This is a genomic window from Hymenobacter terrestris, from assembly GCF_013377905.1.
Classification (GTDB): Bacteria; Bacteroidota; Bacteroidia; order Cytophagales; family Hymenobacteraceae; genus Hymenobacter; species Hymenobacter terrestris.
In genome coordinates this window covers 1-23,237 of the sequence record NZ_JABKAV010000050.1, presented here as the reverse complement: position 1 = coordinate 23,237, position 23,237 = coordinate 1, and the positions used below count along the sequence as shown (strand labels likewise).

Here is a 23,237-nt window from a genome sequence, read left to right as displayed (position 1 = left end):
CGTACAGCTTGTTTGCCTGCACGATGCGCTGGCGTAAGCGGGCCAGCTGGTTGAGCGGGATGCGCTGGCGCGGATACGTTACCTCGTCGCGGTCAACTTTAAGAAACTGCTCGTCGCGGATGCCGTCGTTGGGGTCCTGTACCAGCATGTACACGGTAGCGCCGTGCTCCATCAGTCGCCGGGCGAGGCGCAGTGTTACATCGTAGGCATACTCATCTTCGGCTAGCCGGTGCGTGCCGTACTTGCCCACTGCCCCCGGGTCGGGGCCGCCGTGGCCGGGCGAGAGGTAGTATACGGCCCCCCGCATCGTGCGGTCGAGCACCCGCACCCGGCTGTATTTGGGGCCGAAAATAGGAGCATGAAGTACGGAGGCCGAACTGCCGACGGCCGATTTGGCTCGGGCGGCGGCCGCTGGGTTGGCTTTGCCCCGGGTCGGCAGGCGGTAGGTGCGGCCCGCTACCAGGCCGTTGTTGGTTGTCAGGCGGCCCTTGTTCAGGCTCAGAAACTGCTGAAAGTGCCGGGTATCAGGCAGGCCGTTGCGGCGGAGCAGCGCGTGGGCGCCCTCGCCGGACCGGGCAACGGCCGTAGGGCCGCGCTGACCGAAAGTGGTTATGGCAAAAAGGCAGAACAGGCAGAAAGAAACAACGAAACGCAAAAGCAGCTACTTAACAGGCGAAACCCGGGCCGGCCGCAAAAACCGGGCAGTAAACGACTAGCCGGGTCGATGGGCCACGAAATGGGTAAAATGGATACTCCGCGCCGAACCACCCGTGGGCAGTTCGGCGCGGAGCGCCACAGGGAGTGAAAACGAGCAGATCTGCGCCGCTAGAAGCGGAATATTGGCCGGGCCGGGTTCCAGATGCCCCACGGAATCATCAACAGCACAATAATCAGCGCCACCGTAAACCAGATGAAGGCCCGCTTGTGCTTGAGAACCGGATCGGTGGCCTTTTTAGATACGATGCGACCTACCTGGGCAATAATTACGGCTACTATCATCATCAGCATGTGCTCGACGGCGAAGAAGCGGCCCGTTGCGTCCTTCATCACGGTGGCGGCACCGCCGTTTTCGAGGGCCTTAGCGCCTACTGGGCTGATGAAGTACAGGATAATGCCCAGCAACAGCTGCAGGTGCATTGAGCCCACAAACGACGCGCCCATGCCGTTGTCGGCACCAGTGAAGGTACTACGGCTCTGCCAGCCCGAGAAAGCCCGGAAAATGGCAATCAGACCAAAAACAAGCACGAGCCAGCGCGTCCAGGAGTGTAGTAGTAGCAGGGTTGGATACATAGAACAGGGAATTGGTGAACGGCAAAGGTCGGGGCTGGCGGGCAGTTTTGCACGCCAGGGGCTAAGCGCTGGACCGGTGTGCGAAAACCGCCGGCCGGGTAGCTAGTTGCAGCCCGGCAGCGGCTGGTTTTCGGGGCCGAACAGCAATGGAGCCACTTCCTGCTTGTGGCCTTCGAAGTCAAAGATTTTTTCAGCGGTAAATTTTTCGCCCTCTTGGCGCAGAACGGCCAGGTTGGTGATGTGGAGCTTTAAATCGAAGGTCTGCTGGTTGAGGTACTGCATCACGGGGCCTAGCAGCTCGGGCGTGGTGTCGTGCAGGGCCAGCGAAATATGGGGTAGCCAGCAGTCGTGGCCACTAAACCGGTCGGTGCGCAGGCACAGCGGCGCAGTGGCCTGCCGTACGCGGTGGTGGAGCTGGTTGAGCGCGTCGGAGCGTAGCACCGGAATATAAATGACGGGGTTGGGACCCGGGAAAATGCCCAGCCCGGTAGTATGCGCCTCGAATGGGCGGGTGTGCCGGGCTACATCGCGCAGCACTTGCCGCAGGGCCGCGCCTTTGCGCACGCCTGCTAACTGGTAGGTAATGTGCGGGTCGGGGGTGGCCTGCACATCGTCGAGGCCGAACTCGGTTTCCAGGCTGCGGATAATAGAGTTGATGCGGTCGGCGTTCTGCGGATTAAGCAGCGAAGTTATGGCGAGCATCGGCGAAGGGGCTGAAAACACGGTCAAAATAGGAGCAGGCGGCTTAGGAGTAAAATGCGAAGCGGTGCAGAAAATCGACTGAAACCTGATGGGCTCATGCGGATCAACGAATTTCTAAACCGCTACTACAGAGTAGAAGACGGACCGCATACTACGCAGAATGCAGCAGTGCGGCCATGGAGGCAGCCCCGGTTTTGGCAGCGGGCAGCGGCAACGAAGATACTCGCCCCGAAATTATAGCCGGGTTACAAAGCGCACCGGCCTTATATTGAAGCCTCAAACCCACCCGCCCCATGAACCGTCGAATTTTCCTGCGCCAAGGCTCCATCACCGGCCTGAGTCTGTCCGTTCTTTCGCTCGCCGCCTGCTCCGCGCCCGCCGATAAAAACCCGGCCGTCTCCGGAGCCGATGAAGCAGCCTCCGCCCCCGAATCTGCCGCTCCCGAAGCCGCCGACTTTGCGCTGCTCGAACTTACGCTGGCCGAGCTGCAGGACAAGATGACCCGCGGTGAAATGACCTCGCGCGGCATTACCGAGCTTTACCTGGGCCGCATCCAGGCCCTCAACCGGCAGGGACCCAAACTGAACGCAGTGCTGCTCACCAACCCCGCCGCCCTCGACCTGGCCCACGCCCTCGATCAGGAGCGGAAGGAAGGCAAAATCCGCGGCCCCCTGCACGGCATCCCCATTCTGCTCAAAGACAATATCGACACCGCCGACCAGCAGCCCACCACTGCCGGCTCGTTGGCCCTGGCCGGACATAAGGCCAAGCAGGACGCTTTTATTGTAGAAAAGCTGCGCGCCGCCGGAGCTGTGGTGCTGGGCAAAACCAACCTGAGCGAGTGGGCCAACTTCCGCTCTACGCGCAGCACCAGCGGCTGGAGCAGCGTGGGCGGCCAAACCAAGAATCCCTACATCCTCGACCGCACGCCCAGCGGCTCGTCGGCCGGCTCGGGTGCTGCCGCTTCAGCCAACTTCTGCGCCGCCGCCATCGGCACCGAAACTGACGGCTCGATTGTGTCGCCGGCCTCGTGCAGCGGGCTGGTGGGCGTTAAGCCTACGGTGGGCCTCTGGAGCCGCGCCGGCATCATCCCTATTTCGGCCACCCAGGACACGGCCGGCCCCATGACCCGCACCGTGCACGATGCGGCCCTGCTGTTGGGCCCGCTGGCCGGTGCCGACCCCCGCGACCCGGCCACCAAGGCCGGCGAGGGCAAAGCCGCGGCCGACTACACCACTTTCCTGAAGCCTGATGCGCTCAAAGGCCAGCGCCTGGGCGTGGAGAAAAGCCACCTAAAAGGCGCTTCCGAAGCCGTTCCGCTATTGCTGGCGGCCCTGGAGGTGCTCAAAGCACAGGGAGCGACCATCGTGGAAGTGGAAGTCGAGAAGCTCACCGACCCGCTCGGGCAGGCCGAGTACGACGTGCTGCTCTACGAGTTCAAGGACGGCGTGAACCAGTACCTGGCCACGGCTGGCGCGCCGGTGAAAACCCTGGCCGACGTCATCCAATTCAACACCGAAAACAAGGGCAAGGCCATGCCCTTCTTCCAGCAGGAAATCCTGGAAGCCTCCGAAAAGCTCGGCGACCTGAAAACGCCCGCCTACCTGGCGGCCCTGAAAAAGTCGCACGAGGGTGCCCGCGCCGCTCTCGATGGCGTGCTGAGCAAGAACCGCCTGGCCGGCATCGTGGCCATCACCAACGCCCCCGCCCGCTGCATCGACCTGATCAACGGCGACTCGGGCGGCGGGCCTGGCTTCTCGTCGCCGGCCGCTATGGCGGGCTACCCGCACGTTACGGTGCCCATGGGCCAGGCCTACGGGCTGCCAGTGGGCCTCTCGTTCGTGGGCGCGGCCTGGCAGGAAGGCCCACTATTGGGGTTGGCCTACGCCTACGAGCAGGCCTCGAAAAAGCGCGCCGCCCCGCAGTTCAAAGGCCCGTTCGTGGGGTAGGGGAGCAGCTAGGATTTCCATAGACCAGCTGTAGCGCGAAGCTCCGGCTGCGCGTATCGTTGAACGGCGTCGTAGGGATGTTGGCAACCATACGTGAAGCCAGAGCTTCGCGCTACAGCTGGGCTACGGCCTGCTTTTGTGGAGGCCGCCTAAGCGCAATCAATCCAGCAGTGCCCGCACAACAATCCGGCGGGCGCAGGCGTACAATCATGTAGATACATATATATTCCACTAAGAATCCTCTTCATGATTAAGCCCAGAACCCAAGTCCCCAGCCTCGATGTAAACCTGATTGGCGGCGGCCGCTTCAGCCTCGCCGACGCCAAGCCCGAATACATGACCATGCTGGTTTTCTACCGCGGCCACCATTGCCCCGTCTGCCGCAAGAGCCTCCAGCAGCTGCAAACCAAGCTCGCCGACTTTGAGGCCCTCGGCATCAAGGCCGTAGCTATTTCGGCCAACACCCAGGAACTGGCCGAAAAAACCAAGCAGGACTGGAAAATTGCCGACGTATCGCTAGGCTACGGCCTGAGCACCGCGAAGGCCCGCGAGTGGGGCCTGTTCATCTCCAAAGGCATCAGCGACTCGGAGCCGGCCGAATTCAGTGAGCCCGGAGTATTCCTGGTGCGCCCCGACGGCACGCTCTACGCCTCCACCATCCAGACCATGCCCTTCGCCCGCCCCGATTTTGAGGACCTGCTTGGTGGCCTCAAGTTCATCAAAGACAAGGACTACCCGGCCCGCGGCGAGGCCTAATGGCCCCCGCGTTTCCGGTCATGCAACGGCCCGGCAGTTTCGTACTGCCGGGCCGTTTGTGTACGTTAGGACCGATGTGTAAGTGCCCGAAATAAACTGACTGGCGAAGATGCTAAATCCGATAAGGCCCTCCGCGCTCAAACCCGTACCTTTGCGGCTTCATAGCTCCTGCATAGATAGTAGATGATTTCCATTTCCGACCTCGATTTCCATTTCGGTTCCCGCGCCCTTTACGATAAGGCCAGCCTCCACATCAAGCCCAAGGACAAAATCGGGCTGATTGGGCTCAACGGCAAGGGCAAATCCACGCTGCTGCGCATTCTGGTGGGCGAGTACAAGCCCGATGGCGGCTCTATCTCGATGAGCAAGGACGTGAGCCTGGGCTTCCTGAACCAGGATTTGCTCAGCTACGACTCGCACGAATCCATCCTGATGGTGGCCATGCAGGCCTTCGGCGAGGCGCTGGATATCCAAAAGAAGATTGACGAAATTCTGCTGGAGTTCGAAACCAACTACTCCGACGAGCTGGTGGAGAAGCTGGCCGATGCGCAGGAGCGCTTCGAGCTGCTGGGCGGCTACACCATGCAGGCCCGCACCGAGGAAATCTTGGAGGGCCTCGGCTTTACCACCGAGGAGCTACAACGCCCCCTGAAGCTATTTTCGGGCGGCTGGCGGATGCGCGTGATGCTGGCCAAAATCCTGCTGCAGCAACCCTCACTGCTGCTGCTCGACGAACCCACCAACCACCTGGACCTCCCGAGTATCAAGTGGATTGAGAACTACCTGGCCGGCTACGAGGGCGCGGTGATTATCGTGAGCCACGACCGCGAGTTCCTCGACCGTACCACCAACACCACCGTGGAGGTGGCCGGCGGCAAGCTGGTGCCCTACGCCGGTAACTACAGCTACTACCTCGAAGAGAAGGAGGAGCGCAACGCCATTCAGAAGGGCGCCTTCGAGAATCAGCAGGCCCAGATAAAGCAGGCCGAGCGGTTTATTGAGCGTTTCAAGGCCAAGGCCAGCAAGGCCAAGCAGGCCCAGAGCCGTGTGAAAGCCCTCGACAAGCTGGAGCGCGTGGAAGACGTGGCCTCGGCCGATGCCCGGGTGAACATGAAGTTCAACTTCACGGTGCATCCCGGCCGCCACATCCTGCGCATGGAGCACGTGGGCAAGAAATACGGCGAGAAAATCATCTTCCGCGACACCACCGTGCACATCGAGCGGGGCGACAAAATCGCGCTCATCGGGGCCAACGGCAAGGGCAAATCGACGCTCATGCGGCTGGTGGCCGGCCAAGAGGCACCCACCAACGGCAACCACCAGTTGGGCCACAACGTCATCATGTCGTTTTATGCCCAGCATCAGCTTGAGAGCCTGCGCATCGAAAACGAGATTCTGCAGGAGATGATTGAGGCCGGCTCGAAGCGCAACGAAATGGAGCTGCGCTCGGTGCTGGGCTCGTTCCTGTTCTCGGGCGAGGAGGTCTACAAGAAAATCAAGGTGCTGAGCGGCGGCGAAAAAAGCCGCGTGGCGCTGGCCAAAACCCTGATTTCGGAGGCCAACTTCCTGCTGCTCGACGAACCGACCAACCACCTCGATATGCAGTCGGTCAACATCCTGATTCAGGCGCTGGAGCAGTATCAGGGCACCTACATCGTCATCAGCCACGACCGGTTTTTCGTGGAGAACGTGGCCAATAAAATCTGGTTTATCGAGGACTACCAGCTTAAGGAGTACCCCGGCACCTACGCCGAGTACGAGCAGTGGCAGGAGGACCGCGAGAAGGACGCTAAAAAAGCCGGCCTGCCCAGCCCCTCAGCCAACAAGCCGCTGCCCAAGGAGGAGCCCAAAGCCGACCTCTCGCCCGCCAAAACGCCTTCGCCCGATCAGAAGAAAGCCCTGAAAGAGCTGGCCGAGGTAGAAAAGAAAATCGACGAGCGCGAAAAGGAGCTGGCCGAATACGAAAGACAGCTGGCCGACCCCAAAATCTACGACAACGCCGCCCAACTAAAGGATGCCACCCTCAAATTTGAGCAGGTGAAAAAGGAACTTGCCCAGCTCAACGACCGGTGGGAAATGCTGGCGGAAATGTAAGATTTCCAACCTGATACCAAAAGCCCCACCCGAAGCTAAGTGCTTCGGGTGGGGCTTTTGCGTTGAGCCATGTCCTGTCACCCAACACATACCTGGTTTAGTCGGCCAATCGCATAACCGGTGTCTGTTTGGCAGCGGCCCGAAAGCCAATGGTGCCCGCTTTCAGGCCGCTGCCGCTTTCTCTACCACGTTTGCCATGTGTCCCGTTGGGGTTACGCTCGATAAGTCGTTGTTACTGGCTTACGATCAATGCCTAAGCGCATTAGGCGGTTTCTGGCCTCTGTGGCGCTGTTTTCACTCATGGGCAAAGGGCTTACGCAATGTTTAGCTTACCTGGACAAGAGGTAAACTATATATATGCGTAAATAATTAATCAAATATTGAAAAATGTTGTTTAACTATGGAACTACAAACATCAAACAACTCTCACTCCAAACCCCCCAATACCCATGGCAACTCCTCTATTCCTGGCCGAAATGCTCGACATCCGGGTTGACGACCCCATTGCTTTCACCTTCTTTACTGGTTACATGGCCATGCTGGCGGCCTCCGTTTTCTTCTTTGCCGAGCGGAGCGCGGTGGAGGGCAAATGGAAACTTTCCCTGCTGGTGTCGGCCCTGATTACGGGCATCGCCGCTGTACACTATTACTACATGCGCGACTTCTACCTGGCCACGCAGCAAACCCCCACCGCCCTGCGCTACATCGACTGGACGCTGACCGTGCCGCTGATGTGCGTGGAGTTCTACCTGCTCACCAAAGCGGCCGGTGCTAAAATCGGCCTGTTGTGGCGGCTGATTGCTGCCTCCGTACTGATGTTGGTGGCCGGCTACATCGGCGAGGCTTTCACCGACGGTTCGACCTTCCACTCGGTATTGTGGGGCAGCATCTCCACGGTTGGCTATGTGTACATCTTGTACACGGCCTGGTATGGCGAAGTCGCTCAACTGGCAAAATCCACGGGCGACGAAATTGTTATTAAGGGCATTCGGGCCCTGGGCTGGTTCGTGCTGGTAGGCTGGGCCATTTACCCCATCGGCTACATGTGCATGAAGGGCGGCTGGCTGAACACGGGCCTGGGCTGGGAGGCATCGAGTGTCGACCTGTTCTATAACATTGCCGATGTTATCAATAAAATCGGTTTTGGCCTGGTAATCTACGGTATTGCCGTATCGGGTAAGAGCGCTGCTGCCGTGAACGAAACCATGCCTACTGCTCCAACCAAAGGTGCCACTTTGCCCGCCTGATTGTAGTACGGGATTGATTGCAGGCCTACTTTAGCCGCGCTGTATATCCCGACTGGTTCACCCATTCCCGCCCTCCACCAGCATGATGCAGGGGGGCGGGAATGCCTTTTTTAGGACCCAGACACCCCGTATTATTCCAGACACGTACCTGGATACACTTTCTCAATCAACATGACTCCATCAACCTCTGCTGCGGCCACGGCTGGCTTTGCCCGGCGCTACTCCTACGCGGCAGTGCTGGGTGCGGTAGCCGTGGGCTTGCTGGCTCCCGGGGCCGCTACCTGGCTGCTGGCTCCGTTGCTACTGGGCGGCATGGTGGTATTGGGCGTGGCCCACGGTGCCTGCGACCAGTTTGTGGTGCCGGCCACGCACCCGGCGCTGGCGCGAAGCCGGGGCCGATACTGGGCGGGGTTTCTGGTGGGCTACTTGGGCTTGGCTGCTGCCGTGGGCCTGTTGTGGTGGTGGCAACCAGCGGTGGCTATAGCCCTGTTCTTCGGCCTTACGGCCTGGCACTGGGGCTCGGGCGATGCTCCAACCCAGGCGCGCCACCGCAGCCAGTGGCTGGCCCATAGCCTATTGCGCGGCACGCTGCTGTTTGCAGTTCCCTTGTGGCACTGGCCCACCGAAACCCTTGATATCGTGCGCGGGCTGCTGGTGCTGGCCGGGGCTGCCAGCTTACCCGCCACACCCGGCCCCCTGGCCGTTGCCTTGCCGCTCGTGGTGTTAGCGGGGCTGCTGCTGCTGTGGCTGAGCTATTACTGGCAGCAACAGGGGCACCTGGCCCGCACCGACATGCTGGAAACCGCCCTGTTGGTAGCGTTGCTGGTGGTGTTGCCACCGGTGCTGGCTGCAGGCGTATACTTCGTTTTCTGGCATAGCCTCCAGCATGTGTTGCGCATGAACCAACTGATGGACCGTAGCCTAACTACCCCCCGGCGCAGCCTGTGGGCCGAGCTCCGCTTCTTCCTGCGTCGCTCAGCGCCGTTGCTACTTATCAGCCTGGCGGGGCTGATATTGGTATTTGGCTTGGCCTGGACGCGCACCGCCAGCGGCCCGGTGCTGGTGAGCCTGGCGCTGCTGGCTGCTTCCGTCGTCACGCTCCCGCACGCCCTACTCGTCACGCTGGGCATGGATGCAGCGCAATGGAAGCCCCGCCACTAGGCTAGGCCCGGGTTGGTCGCCTCAACCGGCCGAGTACGCTTTGGCAACAGCACAGCCTTTGGGTGTACCGTTTGCGAAACTGCCCTAACGACCGGTGGGAAATGCTGGCCGAGATGTAGCCACCAGCCGCCGCTTAAAATCGAAAGCCTCTCCTGAAGCATAGTGCTCCGGGAGAGGCTTTTTTGTTGGTTTGCTATATGCACTAACGTTTTGCAGATTTGCGATGGGCGGGCCTTTTGCCACTAAACTTCATTCGGAGAACTGAACTTTCGGCTTGCACAAATGTATCTGCGGAGAACGAAACCCCGCCTTTTGGGTAGGTGCTGTTAGCGGTAGGTTTATTCTGACGGTGCATAAATCATCGCCAATAAAAATGGAATTACTATTACAATCGAAATTAGTAATGCTTTCCAAATCTTTTTGTATTCGTAATTATCTTTAGGGAAATATTTTCTAAAGAAATATTCTGATAGAATTACTCCCCATCCCATATTTAATAAATATGTCAATGAACTCGTCTTCTTCTCCATGTTGTTCACTATGAGTATTGTCAGTACTGTGAACACTATCGAAGTCAGCAAGACAATATTCGCTTCTCTTTTCCTGTTGTCGTCCATTAAGTTTTGTCGTAATAATACTCCACCAAAAATTGGGGCGAAAAATATTGAAAACCCCAAAATAGCTTTTTTTGAATAAATCTTAAAAGAATTGTCTTGGTTCGATTCTGTCTTTGTTATATTATTTTCTTCTGTCATATGTTTGGTTTAAAATGTTCGATTAATGTCGTTCGTTAAACTTACCGCTAACATCCGGGTTGCCGAAACCCGGTTCCTCTGTGAGTTTCTGCAACCCGCGCTATGTACGCAAGTAACCCTCGGGAAGTATACCGAATCGCCTTGCTTCCCGAAAATCCAGCTTTCTGCATCCCAGCATACCGAACGAAGAGGATTGCCGGATGAGTGGGGCGCGTAGCTTGCAGTAGCATTGCGAATTCTCAATTATACATAGTTTCCCCCGAAGCTGGGTGCTTTAAATGGCGCTTCGCGTCACCGGGGCCGGCCGGGTAGTCAAGCAGGAAGCCCGAATCTTTCTAGATAAGAATCATTCTCATCTAGAAAGTGTTGCTTACCTTTGACCCCGGCAACAAGCCAACCCGGCCACAGCTTCTTAGGGCGCTGTGGCAGCTGGTTGAAACCGGTCGCAACGCTGACCGACCACTGACTTCCCACTTATCAATCTCATCACTATGGCTCACGAGCAAGAGGGGCGTGCCCCCGAAAATAACACCACCGAGTACTTCATGAACGATACGTCCGTGGCCAAGTGCCCGTTCTCGGGCGGCTCGATGACCCAGGCGGCCGGCGGTGGTACCCGCAACCGCGACTGGTGGCCCAACCAGCTTCGGCTGAACGTGCTACGTCAGCACTCGGGCCTGTCCAATCCCATGGACCCCGACTTCAACTATGCCGAAGAGTTCCTCAAGCTCGATTTGCCGGCCGTGAAGCAGGATTTGTTCGAGCTGATGACTACCTCCCAGGACTGGTGGCCGGCTGACTACGGCCACTACGGCCCGTTCTTTATCCGCATGGCCTGGCACAGCGCCGGCACCTACCGCATTGCCGATGGCCGTGGCGGCGCCGGCTCTGGCATGCAGCGCTTCGCCCCGCTCAACAGCTGGCCCGACAACGCCAACCTCGACAAGGCGCGGCTGCTGCTGTGGCCCGTTAAGCAGAAATACGGCAACCAGCTTTCCTGGGCCGACCTCATGATTCTGGCCGGCAACTGCGCCCTCGAATCGATGGGCCTGCAGCCCTTCGGCTTCGCCGGCGGCCGGGCCGACGTGTGGGAGCCGCTGGACGAAATTTACTGGGGCTCGGAGCGCGAGTGGCTGGGTGGCGACAAGCGCTACAGCGGCGACCGGCAGCTCGAAAACCCGCTGGCGGCCGTACAGATGGGCCTTATCTATGTGAACCCCGAGGGCCCTAACGGTAACCCCGACCCGCTCGGCTCGGCCCGCGACATCCGCGAAACCTTCGGCCGCATGGCCATGAACGATGAGGAAACCGTGGCCCTGATTGCCGGCGGCCACACCTTTGGTAAAACCCACGGCGCCGCCGACCCCGCCAAGTACATCGAGCACGAGCCCGCCGCCGCCGGCATTGCCGAGCAGAGCAAGGGCTGGCTGAATTCGTTTGGCAAGGGCCATTCCGAAGACACCATTACCAGCGGCTTGGAGGGTGCCTGGACCACCACGCCCGCCAAGTGGAGCAACGACTACTTCAAGCACCTGTTCGAGTTTGAGTGGGAGCTGACCAAGAGCCCCGCCGGGGCCCAGCAGTGGCAGCCCAAAAACAACGGCGGCGCGGGTACCGTGCCCGATGCCCACGACCCCAGCCGGTCGCACGCGCCGTTCATGACCACCGCCGATATTGCTCTGCGCGAAGACCCGATTTACGAGAAGATTTCGCGCCACTTCCACGAAAACCCCGAGGAGTTTGCCGATGCTTTCTCGCGCGCCTGGTTCAAGCTCACCCACCGCGACATGGGCCCCATCGAGCGGTACCTGGGCTCCGAAGTGCCCACCGAGGAGCTGCTCTGGCAGGACCCGGTACCCGCTCTCAACCACGAACTGATTGATGAAACCGACGTAGCTAAGCTCAAGGGCATGCTGCTGGCCTCGGCCGTATCGGTGTCGCAACTGGTGCGCACGGCCTGGGCTTCGGCCGGCACGTTCCGCGGTTCCGACAAGCGCGGCGGCGCTAACGGTGCCCGCCTGCGTCTGGCCCCCCAGAAGTACTGGGAGGTCAACAACGCCGCCGAGCTGAGTCCGGTGCTCGACACGCTGGAAAGCATCCAGAAGGAGTTCAACGAGTCCCAGACCGGCGGTAAGCGCGTGTCGCTGGCCGACCTGATCGTGCTCGGCGGCAACGCTGGCATCGAGGAGGCCGCCCGCCTGGCGGGCCACGAGGGCGTACAGGTACCTTTCCGTCCCGGCCGCACCGACGCTACTTCCGAGCAAACCGACGTGCAGTCGTTTGCCGCTCTGGAGCCCCACGCCGATGGTTTCCGCAACTACCTCAAGCTCAACCACGAGGCCTCGCCCGAAGCCATGCTCATCGACCGGGCTCAGCTGCTGACGTTGACTGCCCCCGAGATGACCGTGCTTATCGGTGGCCTGCGGGTGCTCGATACCAACTTCGACTCCTCGCGCAACGGCGTGTTCACCGACCGCCCCGGCCAGCTCACCAACGACTACTTCGTGAACCTGCTCGACATGGGCACCACCTGGAAAGCCACGAGCAAGGAAGACCAGCTCTTCGAAGGCCGCGACCGGAAAACCGGCGTAGTGAAGTGGACCGGCACCCGCGTCGACCTCATCTTCGGCTCGAACTCGGAGCTGCGCGGCGTAGCCGAAGTGTACGGCACCCACCAGGCCGAGCCCAAATTCGTGCGCGACTTCATTGCCGCCTGGAACAAGGTAATGGAAGCCGACCGCTTCGATTTGCACCGGTAGAGCGTAATCGTTAGCACAAAAAAAGGGTGACCCGGCAACGGGTCACCCTTTTTTTATTTGGTGTAGCGCGAAGGCAATCGACCGGATTAGCGCAACCGATAGCCCAGCCGCAAATGGGCACTAAGCAGTTCGCCCGGTAGCAACTGGTAGGTGCGGCTTTCGATGCCGGCCTGTACATAGAGGCGTTCAATGGTCGCATCCAGCCCCAGGCCCCAATACAAGGTCGGTTTGAACAGGCGGACGGTTTCGTACTGTGGAACAGTCAGGATAGTTACCGTACCGTCGCGGTTGAGGTACTGGCCCGGATAGCGCTCCAAGGTGGTCGTTCTACCAGCCACTAAACCCGGACCCAGCGCGAAGCATAGAGCCGGTCGGCCGGGGTGCCGGGAGGTGCGCACTGACAGAGCGGCATCGATTAAACCGACTGCGTACTTTTCACCGGGTTTTTTGTCCGGCTCCCGGTCCTGGCTATCGGCCCGGAACAATCCTATTTGGGGCTGAAAGCTCAGTATTGAGCGCGCGGATAGGGGCCGATGAAAACCCACAGTGGCTAAGGTGCCAGGCCAGCCATGATTGGTATAGAAACCGCGCCCCAGACTGGCAAACACGGTAGTAGCCAAACCCGTTTCGGCCGGAACTGCTGGGGTTTGAGCTGTTGTCTGAGCTTGAGACGCTGCCGGTAACACCAAGCCGAATACGAATAGGCACTGTAAAGGAATAACAGATAGTTTCATAGCTGGGAAAAGCGTTTGTGGCCACCAAGCTAGCGCAATTTCCGAGGCCGTGCAATGCGCTATCATGCTTTATTTCAGGCGCCTCGCTGGGGTAGCTGAATTGCTAGCCTTGGTCCTGCCCCGCCGTAGTGTACGATGTTCTCAATCATGCCCTTGAAAATGACGGAGTGGAAAGGCACCATGGCGTACCAGTAGAGCCGGCCAGCCAGGCCATGGGGGCGGAAGGCGGCCAGTTGTTCGAGCATGTGCGCGCCTTCCTTGTCGGGGTCGGGCAGGATGCGGAACTGCAGCCAGGCTTCGCCGGGGAGCTTCATTTCGGCGTAGAGCAGCAGGCGGCCGTTGGCGCGGTCAGCGACCAGCACGCGCCAGAAATCGAGTGGGTCGCCGGCGCGTAGGTCGGTGGGCGAGCGGCGGCCACGGCGCAGGCCCACGCCGCCGGCCAGCTTATCGAGCAGGCCCCGGGTGCGCCAGAGCCAGTCCACCTTGTACCAGCCCCGCTCCCCGCCGATGCTCCACACGTTCTGGATTACCTGCTGGGGCGGGCGCGTAAAGCACACCGTCTGCCGGTCGCGGAACAGGCCGAACTGCGGCATCTGGATGTGGTCCATGAACTGCTTTTCCATTACGCCGCTGCTCAGCGCGTCGCTCCAGCTGCTCACCACCTCGTTCTGCTCGATGCGCTGGAAAGCCAGCCGCACGGCCGTGTCGTAGCTCATGCACTCGTGGGGTACTACGCCGTCGATGCTGCGGGCCGGGTCGGCCACGGTGTCGTTGCGCAGGCTTTCAACCAGGCTCTGGGCCAGTGAAAACGTGGTGCTCGTGACCAGATAAAGCCACCACGACGAAAGCCGTGGCGTGAGCACAGGCACCGTGATGATGTAGCGTTTCAGCCCCCGCGCCTGGGCCAGCCCGAGTAGCATCTGGCGGTACGTGAGCACGTCGGGCCCACCAATATCGAACGAGCGGCCGAAGCAGGCGGGGTTATCGAGCACCTGCATCAGATAGAACATCACGTCGCGGATGCCGATGGGCTGGCAGCGCGAATTGAGCCAGCGGGGCGTTACCATAACAGGCAGCTTTTCCACTAGGTCGCGGATTATCTCAAAGGAAGCCGAGCCCGAGCCGATGATAATGCTGGCCCGAAGCACCGTCAGCTGGGCTGTTTGAGCCTTGCTAAGCACCTTTTCCACGGCTTTACGGGAGCGAAGGTGCACACTCAGGGCCCGGTCGTTAGCAATGCCCGAGAGGTAGATTACCTGCCGGCAGCTGGTGCGATTAAGGTAGTGCGCGAAGTGTTTGGCCGACTGCTGTTCCAGCCGGAAAAAGTTCTTGGCATGCCCGCTCATCGAGTGCACCAGGTAGTAGGCTACATCGATATCGAGCGGTAAATCAGCCAGCGAATCAGGCCGCAACAGGTCGCCCTCGGCCACCGTGATGCCGGCGCGCAGCCGCTCGGGAAACTCGAAGCGGCGGGCGTCGCGCACCAGGCAGGTAACGTGGTGGCCCGCCTCAACGAGCAGCGGCAGCAGGCGTTGGCCGATGTAGCCGGTGGCTCCGGTGAGCAGAATGTGCATGGCTTTTTAACTGTTAGCGAAAAGCTAGTAGCTGTTAGCTTCCGGGCCGACAGCCGAGGATGGAGCTATGCGCCGGAACCTCAATCATTCAACTGCTTATGCAGGGGAGAGGTTATGGGTAGGACGTGAGAGGTGAGGTGTGAGAACGTCATTCTGAGCGAAGGCGCAGCCGAAGTCGAAGAATCTCTACCGCTTCGTCTGAATTGCTACAACGAAGCGGTAGAGATTCTTCGACTCCGGCTGCGCCTTCGCTCAGAATGACGTTCTGTTTAGCACGGCTCCCGTAGTTTCTCACCTCTCACCTCTCACCTCTCACCTCTCACCTCTCACCTCCCACCTCCCACCTCTCACTTCTCACGCTACTTGTGCTTCGGCCGCCGCTTGCGCCGGCTGGCCACCCGGTCGCGCTCGGCTTTGCGTTCGGCGCGCAACAGCAGGCGCTCCTCGTAGCGGCTCAGCAGCTGGCGGCGCACGAAGTGGGCGAGGTCGGAGAGCGAAACCAGGCGGGTGGTGCGCAGGAAGCTGAGAATGTCGCGGCGGCGCAGCACGCTGACGCCAGGCAGGCCCTGGGCCAGCAGAAACTGCTTGATTTCGGATACCCGCAGCAGCCCGGCCACGGCGGGCCGCTCGACGGTGGCGTTGTACTCGGCCGGGCGGTGAACCTGCAAACCGGCCGGCGAAGCCACCAGCACGCCCACCCACTCGGGTAGTAGCGGCAGCAACTTGGCCAAGTGCTTTTCGGTGACCACGAACGTGACGAAATCGTAGGCCCGGCCGTAGCAGGGCAGCTGCCGGGGCACGCGCTGCAGCGTGTCGGCGTCGCCCTTCAGCTCGTAACCGTGCATGAACTGCTCGGTAATGTGCACAACGTCGGCGCGAGTGGTGCCGGTGGGCAGCTCGTCAATAAAAACCCCGCCCGTCAGCAGCGGGTACAGCAAGGGGCGGATGTCCGCGTCGTTCATTCTACTGGCCGCAAGTAATAAGCCGCAAGCTACAAGCTGACGTTCAACATCGGCTTGTAGCTTGCGGCTTATTACTTGTGGCCCGAAATTAAATTACGCGTACCCGGTCGCGGTGAGTGTCGTCGCACAGAATTTCGAGGCCTTTGTAAGCCAAGGGGCGGCCGGTGTTGTGGGTGAGGCCGTCGTTTTCGTAAAGGTGGGCTACGTCGAGCACCAGTTGGGTATATTTCCGCTCGCCCAGTTCGATGGCCACTGGCCGGCCAAGGCCGGCATCGAAGGTGGCCAGTGCCTGGTCAATTTCTTCCAGAATCTTACTCATAGCTCAGAAGGACGGGTACGAGGAGGAAATATAGAAAGATGCGCGCAGTTATACCGCGCCGCCAGCCTACAGCTGCCACAAAAAACGGCCCCACCCACTCCAACAGGAGTGGGTGGGGCCGTAAAACGGTTGCAAAGGCCGCCGCTTATTTCTTGAGTAGTTGAAGCAGGGCTTCGGCGGCCGGCTCCGAGGAGGCCGGGTTCTGGCCCGTGATGAGGTTGCCGGCCTGGGTTACGTACGGGGCCCAGTCGGCGCCTTTCGAGTAGTTGCCGCCGTTTTCCTTCAGCATGTCTTCCACCAGAAAAGGCACCACGTTGGTCAGCTGCACGGCTTCTTCTTCTGTATTAGTGAAGCCGGCCACCGATTTGCCTTTCACCAGCGGCTCGCCGTTGGCGGCCTTGGTGTGGCGCAACACGGCGGGGGCGTGGCACACGGCCGCTACGGGCTTGCCGGCGGCGTACATGTTCTCAATCAGCTCGATAGAATTCTTGTCCTCAGCCAAATCCCAGAGCGGACCGTGGCCGCCGGGGTAGAACACGGCGTCGTAATCGGCGCCCGAAACCGAGTCGAGCTTCACAGTCGAAGCCAGGACTTTCTGGGCTTCATCGTCGGCCCTGAAGCGCTTGGTGGCGTCGGTCTGGGCATCGGCGGCGTCGCTTTTGGGGTCGAGGGGCGGCTGGCCGCCTTTGGGCGAGGCCACGGTTAGGGTCGCGCCGGCATCTTTAAACACGTAGTAAGGGGCCGCAAATTCTTCGAGCCAGAAACCGGTTTTTTCGCCGGTGTTGCCCAGTTGGTCGTGCGAGGTGAGCACCATTAGAATTTTCATGAGAATTGTTTTTAGGGTAAGGAAAAAGAACAGTGAGCGAAATACTACAGCGTAGCGACCAAGCCGTAGCGCGAAACTTTGCGCTCGGCCAGCACGGGTAAAATCTGGCCTACTACTAGCTGCTGGAAATGGTCGGAGTCGATGTGCGCCTGCAAGGCATCTTCATCGGTGTACTGCTCATACATGAACAGGTGGGTGGCATCAGCGGGGTCGACGTGCACGGTGTACACCAGATTGCCCGGTTCCAGGCGGCGCACGGCGGCGGCGGCCTGCTGCATCAGGCGCAGCACCTCGGCCTCGTGGCCGGGCTGCACGCGCCACTCGGCGGCCACGCAGATAATGGTTGAGGGGGAAGCGGACATGGTAACTGGAAAAGAAGGGTAGGAGAACGGTCATGAGGAGTATTGCAGCCGACCCGAGGGCCAGATAGGAACGGGGCTAGGCCACCTTCACCACGGCCTTGCCGGTGTTGTCGCCCTGGAACAGGCCCAGGAACGCAGCCGGAATCTGGTCGAAGCCATCCGTTACGGTTTCCTCGAACTGCAGTTTGCCCTGGCCGTACCACTCGCCGAGCTGCTTTACGCCCTCGGGCCAGCGGCTCAGGTAGTCGCTCACAATAAAGCCCTGGAGCTTGGTGCTGGTTTTAAGCAGCTTGCTTTCGGGCCGCGGACCCATGGGAACTTCGGTGGCGTTGTACATCGAAATCTGGCCGCAGATGGCAATTCGGGCGTGCTTGTTCAGCAGGTCGTACACGGCATCGGTGATGGGGCCGCCCACGTTGTCGAAGTAGCAATCCACGCCGTTGGGCGCGGCGGCAGCCAGAGCCGCAGGTACGTCGGCGGTTTTGTAGTTAATGGCCTCATCGAAGCCCAACTCTTTCAGATACGCCACTTTCTCATCGGTGCCGGCCGTGCCAATCACGCGGGCTCCTTCAATTTTGGCCAGCTGGCCTACCACCATACCCACCGCGCCGGCCGCGCCCGATACCACCACGGTTTCGCCTTCCTTGGGGTCGCAGATGTCGAGCAGCCCGAAGTAGGCGGTCAGGCCAGTCATGCCCAGCAGGCCGAGGTAATAGCTGATGGGGGCCTGGTCGGCGGGTACCTGTTGCAGGGTATTGGCCGGGGCCACGCTGTGCTCCTGCCAGGGCAGGTTGCCCACCACAATGCTGCCCACCGGCAGCTGCTCGGCCTGGCTTTCCACCACCTCGGCCACCACGCCCCCGGCAATCGGCTCGCCCACCTCAAACGGCTCCACATACGATTTGGCGCTGCTCATCCGGCCCCGCATGTAGGGGTCGACGCTCACGTAGCGGGTTTTGAGTAGCACTTCACCGCTTTTAATAGCGGGCAGCTCGCGGGTTTCAAACGCAAACTGGGCTTCGGTAGGCTTGCCCTGGGGGCGACTGGCGAGGAGAATGGTGTTGGTGTTCATAGGAGATGAGAAATAATAAGGAAGGAAAAGAAATAGCGAGGTAGTGAAAGCAAAAGGTTGAACCATGTCTGTTGAGCGCGAAGCCCAGCAGATACGGTTCAACCCTGCTGCAAAAATGGAAATTAAGCCGCCTGCGTGGTCGTGGTCAGGTTGACTTCGATATTGCCGCGGGTAGCGCGGGAGTAGGGGCAAATGCCGTGGGCGGCTTCTACCAGCTCCTCGGCTTGGCCCTGAGAAAAGCCGGGCAGGTTTACGTGCAAATCAGCCGAAATGCCATAGCCGCCATCTTCGGCCTGGCCGAAGCCGATGAGGGCTTCCACCGTTACGTCCTGGAGCTGCACGCCCGCCTGGCGGGCAGCTACGCCCAGCGCGCCCTCGAAGCAGGCGGCGTAACCGGCTGCGAACAGCTGCTCGGGGTTGGTAGCACCGGCCTTCCCGGGGCCACCCATTTCCTTGGGAGTGCTAAGCGTCAGGTTCAGCACGTCGTTGCTGGTGCTAATGGCACCATCGCGACCACCTTTGGCCTTGGCTTGGGCCGTGAATACTTTGTTGGTGAGTTTCATGCGGAATTTTAAAAAAGAAGAAAGAGAAAAGGCTATTGCAGCCGGGCCAGCAGCTTATTAAGCTGGCTGCGAAGGGCCAGGAATTCTTCCGTCGGCATACCCAGGCGGGTCAGCATCTGCTCCGGAACCCGGCAGGCTGGTTCGTGCAGGGATTTGCCGGCGGGCAGCAGCTCGATGATAACGGAACGTTCGTCGTGGGCGGCGCGGCGGCGGCTAAGCCACTGCCGCTGCTCCATGCGTTTCAGCAGCGGGGTTAAGGTGCCCGAATCGAGCAGCAGATGCTCGCCTATTTCTTTTACCGTCAACTCCTTGTGCTCCCAGAGTAGCATCAGCACCAGATATTGGGGGTAGGTGAGGCCCAACTCCTGCAGCAACGGCTGATAGGCTTTCGTCAGCATACGGGAGGCCGCATACAGCGGAAAGCACAGCTGGTTTTCGAGCAACAGCATGGGGTTAGTTGAATCAGGCAAAGGGGGAACTGCTGGGTCAGTCATGATAAGGTAAACGGGAAGTCGATTGTGTATGTTTTAATAGTGCGCAATCTATCTGTAAAAAGAGTTGGCCAGAAATCACCTACGATTTCTGGCCAACTCTTTTTACAGATAGATTGCGCAGCAGGTATTGGGCGTTTCTGGGGTCTTCAGACCTTTTCGTAGGCCTGGAAGCCGCCAATCAGGTTGCGCACCTGGGTAAATCCCTGCTGTTGCAGATAGGCCTTGGCGGCAGCCGAACGGCTGCCGCCCTTGCAATGTACCACTACCTCTTGGTCGTGCAGATCGTCTAGCTCCGGCAACTTGCCGGGCAAGTCGCCCAGCGGAATATTGCGGCTGCCAGGAATGCGGCTTTCCTCGTTTTCCCAGGTTTCGCGCACGTCGATGATAACGGGAGGAGTGTTTTGGGTCAGGCGTTCTTTTAGTTCGACGGCAGTAATGTCAGTCATAGCAAAGTAGGCAGATCAGTGAAAAGCTCTGGTTGGAAAGGAGGGCGGTGAGAGTGCAAGCGCAACAATAGCAAAAAAGCCAGACAATAAGCACTTGCTCCGCTTAAAACTTACTCGCCTATTGCCAGCCGTTGCGTCAGCAGCTGGCCACTGGGCAGCAGCAGGCGGACAAAGTACAGCCCGGCCGGTAGCGGCAGCAGTAGCTCGGGGCGGCCGGCTTCGGCGGCGGGCTGCTCCCATACCACCCGGCCCAGGGCATCGAGCACGGTGGCGTGGCGGTAGGGGCCGGGCACCTGCACCCGGCCGTTGGGGCTGGGGTTGGGGGCAAGGCGGTAGCGGGCGGCCAGTTCGGTGGCCGGCGTGGCCGTTACTACGCTACTTCCCATCAGCGGCCGTAGCATCAGGGCCCCAGCAGGGCTGTAGTTGGTGGCAGGGTTGAACGTTTGCCAGGCGCCCTGCGAACCAAAATACAGGTAGTCAAGTGGAGAAGCGTTGTTTAAATCGTAGCCAAACTCCACGAACTGCGTGGTAGGAGCCTGGCTATAGCCGGCAAAAAACCGGCCGCTCACTTTCACCGGGGTATCAAACACCACCTCCACGTAGGGCTGGCCGGCGGGCAGCGTGCGGGGTACTACGAACGTTTTGGTAGCCTTGGGCTCGGCCATCGGCTGGCCGTTACTGTCAACAGCATCCCAGATGGCAGCCGTGAGGGTGCGGCCGCCGGCCGTTGCCAGCACCGGATACAGACGCAGGGCCCGCACCTGGTCGGGCTGGTTGAGGTCGAAGCGGAGGGCGTAGGAACTGGGCGGACCAGTGGAAGCCGGGGCCAGGCTCAGCGAGGCTTCGGCCGTGCCGTCGTCGTAGGCAAAGTAGTCGCTCAGGTCGGTGCGGCGGCTGGCGGTGTCGTTGGCGAGCGTGCGCGGGTCGGTTTCGTTGGTGATGAGCACCACCCGCTGCCGTAGTTGCTTGGCGGCGGGGGTAAGGGGCACGGTGGCAGTGCTGGGGTTGCCCACTATCGGAAACTGCCGGGCCCCGGCATCGAGCGAGGCATTGCCCCGTAAAAAGATGGACGTGGTGTTATCGGGCAGCACATCGAGCAGGCCCAGCCAGGTAATGGGCGTAGGGGCGGGGCCGGCATCAAGGTTGTTGGCCGTAGTAGCTGTGCGGGTTGCTAGCTCGGCGGTTGGGTTGGCGTTGAACTGGTTTACCGGCATGGCCGTGTAGCGGCGCAGGGCGCTGGGCAGGGCCCGGCTGGTGGCAATGTCGCGGAAGGTCGAGTCGGTGGCCGAGCGGTTGCGGTCGAGGCGCACATAGTCCACGCTCCAGGCGTCGCGGGCGTTGTAGAGGTAGCCGCTGGTACGAATCCGGAACTGGAAGTTGCCATGCAGGTAAGCCGCCTGGTCGATGGGTAGGGCTTTAAAGCGGAAGTTGGTTGTATCGCCCGGACTATTCAGCCGCCATACCTCATCCCAGGTGCCGTCCTTGCCTTCGCGCTTGAACTCAACGTAAAGCGCAATGGGTCGGGTGCCGCCTGATTCGGGCCGGCCGCGCCGGGTGCCAGCCTGCCAGAAAAAGCTCAGGTACACTTTATCGGTGGGCAGCAGTCCGCTCAGGTCAATGGGCTGCGAGGTCAGCGAGTCGGCGTCGCCCACCCGGCCAATGGTACCGCGGGGCATTCCGAGCCCATCGAGGCCGTCGAGGGTGGCCACGTTGCGCGAAATGGGCCGCCGCGGGTAGCGGTTGTTCACCAGCGCCCCGCCCGTCGGCTCCCAGCGTTGGGCATCGGGCCGACCCTCAGGCTGGCGCGCAAAATCATCGAAAAACGGCAGCGGCAGCACCACTGTTGGACGGGCTGCGGTGGTATTACTTACCGGCGCGTGGGCCGGCTCTGAACCCAATGGCCCCAGCAGCTGCGCTTGGCCAAATAGGGGCGTCAGCAGCAGCAGTAGCAATAAAAAACGGTAGCAATAGGTCATAGCGAAAGAGAAAAAGCAGTTTTCTGAGGCAAAATACCCAATTACCAGGCTCAGGAGTATGCCTATAAACGAAGTAAGGCCCGCTGGCGTGCAACGAACCTTACCAAATTTTTGAGCCGAACGATGTAGGAGCCCGCCCGCCGCGAGAAAAGACGGTTTAACGCCAAGGTTACCCGTTTAATGGCACGAATGGCGCGCGGGGGCAAGCCCCGCCCCTACAACGTTTGGCTGTGCTGTAGCTATGCCAGCCGTGATATTCTACTCTACTGCCTTCAGCGGGGCCGAGCCGGCCACCCACAGGTCTACGAGCTGGCCCATGCGGATGGTGCTGCCGGCGCCGGGCACCGGGCGCTGCTTGATAACCATGCCGTCGGCCTCGCCGTTGGGGGCTGGTTCGTAAAAGATTTCGCCCACCTGCAGGCCCTGGCCCACAAGTAGGGTGGTAGCCTCATCGGCGGGCATGTTCACGAGGTTGGGCACTGGGAACTCCTGGTTGCCCAGCCCGTCGCCCACTTCCAGATCTACGCGGGTGCCCTTGGTGATGGGGTCGCCGGCCGCTATTTCCTTGCCATTCACCGACTGTCGCAGCACGGCGTCCTTCAGAATATTGGGCACAAACTTGAGCTGGCCAACTACCAGATCATAGCTTTTGAGAATCATCTGGGCGTTTTTTACCGAGCCGTCGGTGAGCTTGGGCATCTTTATGACGGGCGGATTTTTCATCGACACCGTTACGTAGAGCTTGCGGCCCTCCTTCACCTGCTCGCCCGCCTTGGGCTCCTGTTGTAGCACCGTGCCGGGCTTGATGCCGGAGTTGTACGTGCTGTCATCGACCAGATAATCGAGGTTCCGCTCGTCGAGGTAATCCTCCAGGTCGGCCTGGTTCATGCCGGTTACCTTGGGTACCACAATGGTTTCGCCGTGGTTGGTGGTGATGGGCAGATACACCTGAAAAAAACCGAACACCAGCGCCCCCACGAGCACCAGAATCAGGAGCAGGTGCTTAAGCAAATCGGCCGGTGTATCGGAGCGGAGAAAAGACATTCAGTTGGGAGAAGCTAGGAGTTGGAAGCTGGGAGCCAGAAGAGCAAAGTTAGGATATGCACTCGGCAAAGTGGCAGAACGACGTAGGGGCAGGGCTTGTCCCCGCCCGCCATTCGTGCCATTGAAAGAAACCGTTGGAACGGTGCGCACGG

Annotated in this window: 22 protein-coding genes; 6 read left to right on the top strand and 16 right to left on the bottom strand. The window is 60.2% G+C overall.

Annotated elements, in window-relative coordinates; all coding sequences use genetic code 11:
• The 3 genes from HW556_RS14015 to HW556_RS14005 all read right to left on the bottom strand — a co-directional run.
• On the bottom strand, window positions 1-655 hold a 655-nt coding region (locus tag HW556_RS14015; protein WP_246289654.1), incomplete at its 3' end, for an N-acetylmuramoyl-L-alanine amidase family protein.
• A gap of 170 nt (window positions 656-825) precedes the next feature.
• On the bottom strand, window positions 826-1,290 hold the full coding sequence (locus HW556_RS14010) for a hypothetical protein (RefSeq protein WP_176900719.1): 465 nt from the start codon (window positions 1,288-1,290) through the stop codon (window positions 826-828).
• Window positions 1,291-1,392: 102 nt separating this feature from the next.
• Window positions 1,393-1,992, bottom strand: a complete 600-nt coding sequence (locus HW556_RS14005) for a 2'-5' RNA ligase family protein (protein WP_176900718.1) — start codon at window positions 1,990-1,992, stop codon at window positions 1,393-1,395.
• 293 nt (window positions 1,993-2,285) lie between these two features.
• Here HW556_RS14005 and HW556_RS14000 point away from each other — a divergent pair, with 293 nt between their 5' ends.
• From HW556_RS14000 to HW556_RS13980, 5 genes are all read left to right on the top strand, one after another.
• Window positions 2,286-3,941 (top strand): amidase, encoded by a 1,656-nt coding sequence (locus HW556_RS14000; protein ID WP_176900717.1) that lies wholly within the window; start codon window positions 2,286-2,288, stop codon window positions 3,939-3,941.
• A gap of 246 nt (window positions 3,942-4,187) precedes the next feature.
• Window positions 4,188-4,697 carry a peroxiredoxin-like family protein gene (locus tag HW556_RS13995; protein WP_176900716.1) on the top strand — a complete coding sequence of 170 codons (510 nt, stop codon included), beginning with the start codon at window positions 4,188-4,190 and terminating at the stop codon, window positions 4,695-4,697.
• Window positions 4,698-4,880: 183 nt separating this feature from the next.
• Window positions 4,881-6,791: an ABC-F family ATP-binding cassette domain-containing protein gene (locus tag HW556_RS13990; protein WP_176900715.1), complete on the top strand. Its 1,911-nt coding sequence runs from the start codon at window positions 4,881-4,883 to the stop codon at window positions 6,789-6,791.
• 449 nt (window positions 6,792-7,240) lie between these two features.
• Window positions 7,241-8,038, top strand: a complete 798-nt coding sequence (locus tag HW556_RS13985) for a bacteriorhodopsin (RefSeq protein WP_176900714.1) — start codon at window positions 7,241-7,243, stop codon at window positions 8,036-8,038.
• 171 nt (window positions 8,039-8,209) lie between these two features.
• The gene (locus tag HW556_RS13980; protein WP_176900713.1) at window positions 8,210-9,199 is read left to right on the top strand and encodes a Brp/Blh family beta-carotene 15,15'-dioxygenase; all 990 of its coding nucleotides are present in this window, start codon (window positions 8,210-8,212) and stop codon (window positions 9,197-9,199) included.
• 338 nt (window positions 9,200-9,537) lie between these two features.
• On the opposite strand, the gene HW556_RS13975 is transcribed toward HW556_RS13980, so the two are convergent.
• The gene (locus HW556_RS13975; RefSeq protein ID WP_176900712.1) at window positions 9,538-9,954 is read right to left on the bottom strand and encodes a hypothetical protein; all 417 of its coding nucleotides are present in this window, start codon (window positions 9,952-9,954) and stop codon (window positions 9,538-9,540) included.
• Window positions 9,955-10,499: 545 nt separating this feature from the next.
• Between HW556_RS13975 and katG the strand changes: the two genes are divergently transcribed.
• Window positions 10,500-12,713 carry a catalase/peroxidase HPI gene (katG, locus tag HW556_RS13970; RefSeq protein WP_218136931.1) on the top strand — a complete coding sequence of 738 codons (2,214 nt, stop codon included), beginning with the start codon at window positions 10,500-10,502 and terminating at the stop codon, window positions 12,711-12,713.
• A gap of 86 nt (window positions 12,714-12,799) precedes the next feature.
• Here the strand turns inward: katG and HW556_RS13965 are convergent, their stop codons facing one another.
• The 12 genes from HW556_RS13965 to HW556_RS13910 all read right to left on the bottom strand — a co-directional run bounded on the left by HW556_RS13965 (window position 12,800) and on the right by HW556_RS13910 (window position 23,085).
• Window positions 12,800-13,030: a hypothetical protein gene (locus tag HW556_RS13965; RefSeq protein ID WP_176900710.1), complete on the bottom strand. Its 231-nt coding sequence runs from the start codon at window positions 13,028-13,030 to the stop codon at window positions 12,800-12,802.
• Between the two features lie 491 nt (window positions 13,031-13,521).
• Window positions 13,522-15,021: an SDR family oxidoreductase gene (locus HW556_RS13960; protein WP_176900709.1), complete on the bottom strand. Its 1,500-nt coding sequence runs from the start codon at window positions 15,019-15,021 to the stop codon at window positions 13,522-13,524.
• Window positions 15,022-15,380: 359 nt separating this feature from the next.
• Window positions 15,381-15,983 carry a sce7726 family protein gene (locus HW556_RS13955; protein WP_176900708.1) on the bottom strand — a complete coding sequence of 201 codons (603 nt, stop codon included), beginning with the start codon at window positions 15,981-15,983 and terminating at the stop codon, window positions 15,381-15,383.
• Window positions 15,984-16,071: 88 nt separating this feature from the next.
• Window positions 16,072-16,302: a hypothetical protein gene (locus HW556_RS13950; RefSeq protein WP_176900707.1), complete on the bottom strand. Its 231-nt coding sequence runs from the start codon at window positions 16,300-16,302 to the stop codon at window positions 16,072-16,074.
• Window positions 16,303-16,447: 145 nt separating this feature from the next.
• Complete coding sequence (locus HW556_RS13945) at window positions 16,448-17,128, bottom strand: type 1 glutamine amidotransferase domain-containing protein (RefSeq protein WP_176900706.1); 681 nt, start codon at window positions 17,126-17,128, stop codon at window positions 16,448-16,450.
• 44 nt (window positions 17,129-17,172) lie between these two features.
• Window positions 17,173-17,490: a putative quinol monooxygenase gene (locus tag HW556_RS13940; RefSeq protein ID WP_176900705.1), complete on the bottom strand. Its 318-nt coding sequence runs from the start codon at window positions 17,488-17,490 to the stop codon at window positions 17,173-17,175.
• Between the two features lie 76 nt (window positions 17,491-17,566).
• Window positions 17,567-18,562 (bottom strand): NADP-dependent oxidoreductase, encoded by a 996-nt coding sequence (locus HW556_RS13935; protein WP_176900704.1) that lies wholly within the window; start codon window positions 18,560-18,562, stop codon window positions 17,567-17,569.
• A gap of 122 nt (window positions 18,563-18,684) precedes the next feature.
• Window positions 18,685-19,125 carry an organic hydroperoxide resistance protein gene (locus tag HW556_RS13930; protein WP_176900703.1) on the bottom strand — a complete coding sequence of 147 codons (441 nt, stop codon included), beginning with the start codon at window positions 19,123-19,125 and terminating at the stop codon, window positions 18,685-18,687.
• Between the two features lie 32 nt (window positions 19,126-19,157).
• Window positions 19,158-19,595 carry a MarR family winged helix-turn-helix transcriptional regulator gene (locus tag HW556_RS13925; RefSeq protein WP_317170531.1) on the bottom strand — a complete coding sequence of 146 codons (438 nt, stop codon included), beginning with the start codon at window positions 19,593-19,595 and terminating at the stop codon, window positions 19,158-19,160.
• 170 nt (window positions 19,596-19,765) lie between these two features.
• A complete protein-coding gene (locus HW556_RS13920; protein ID WP_176900702.1) occupies window positions 19,766-20,065 on the bottom strand; it encodes a rhodanese-like domain-containing protein in 300 nt (99 codons plus the stop codon).
• 110 nt (window positions 20,066-20,175) lie between these two features.
• On the bottom strand, window positions 20,176-22,041 hold the full coding sequence (locus HW556_RS13915) for a hypothetical protein (protein ID WP_176900701.1): 1,866 nt from the start codon (window positions 22,039-22,041) through the stop codon (window positions 20,176-20,178).
• A gap of 258 nt (window positions 22,042-22,299) precedes the next feature.
• Window positions 22,300-23,085 (bottom strand): PASTA domain-containing protein, encoded by a 786-nt coding sequence (locus tag HW556_RS13910; RefSeq protein ID WP_176900700.1) that lies wholly within the window; start codon window positions 23,083-23,085, stop codon window positions 22,300-22,302.
• Window positions 23,086-23,237: the final 152 nt, after the last annotated feature.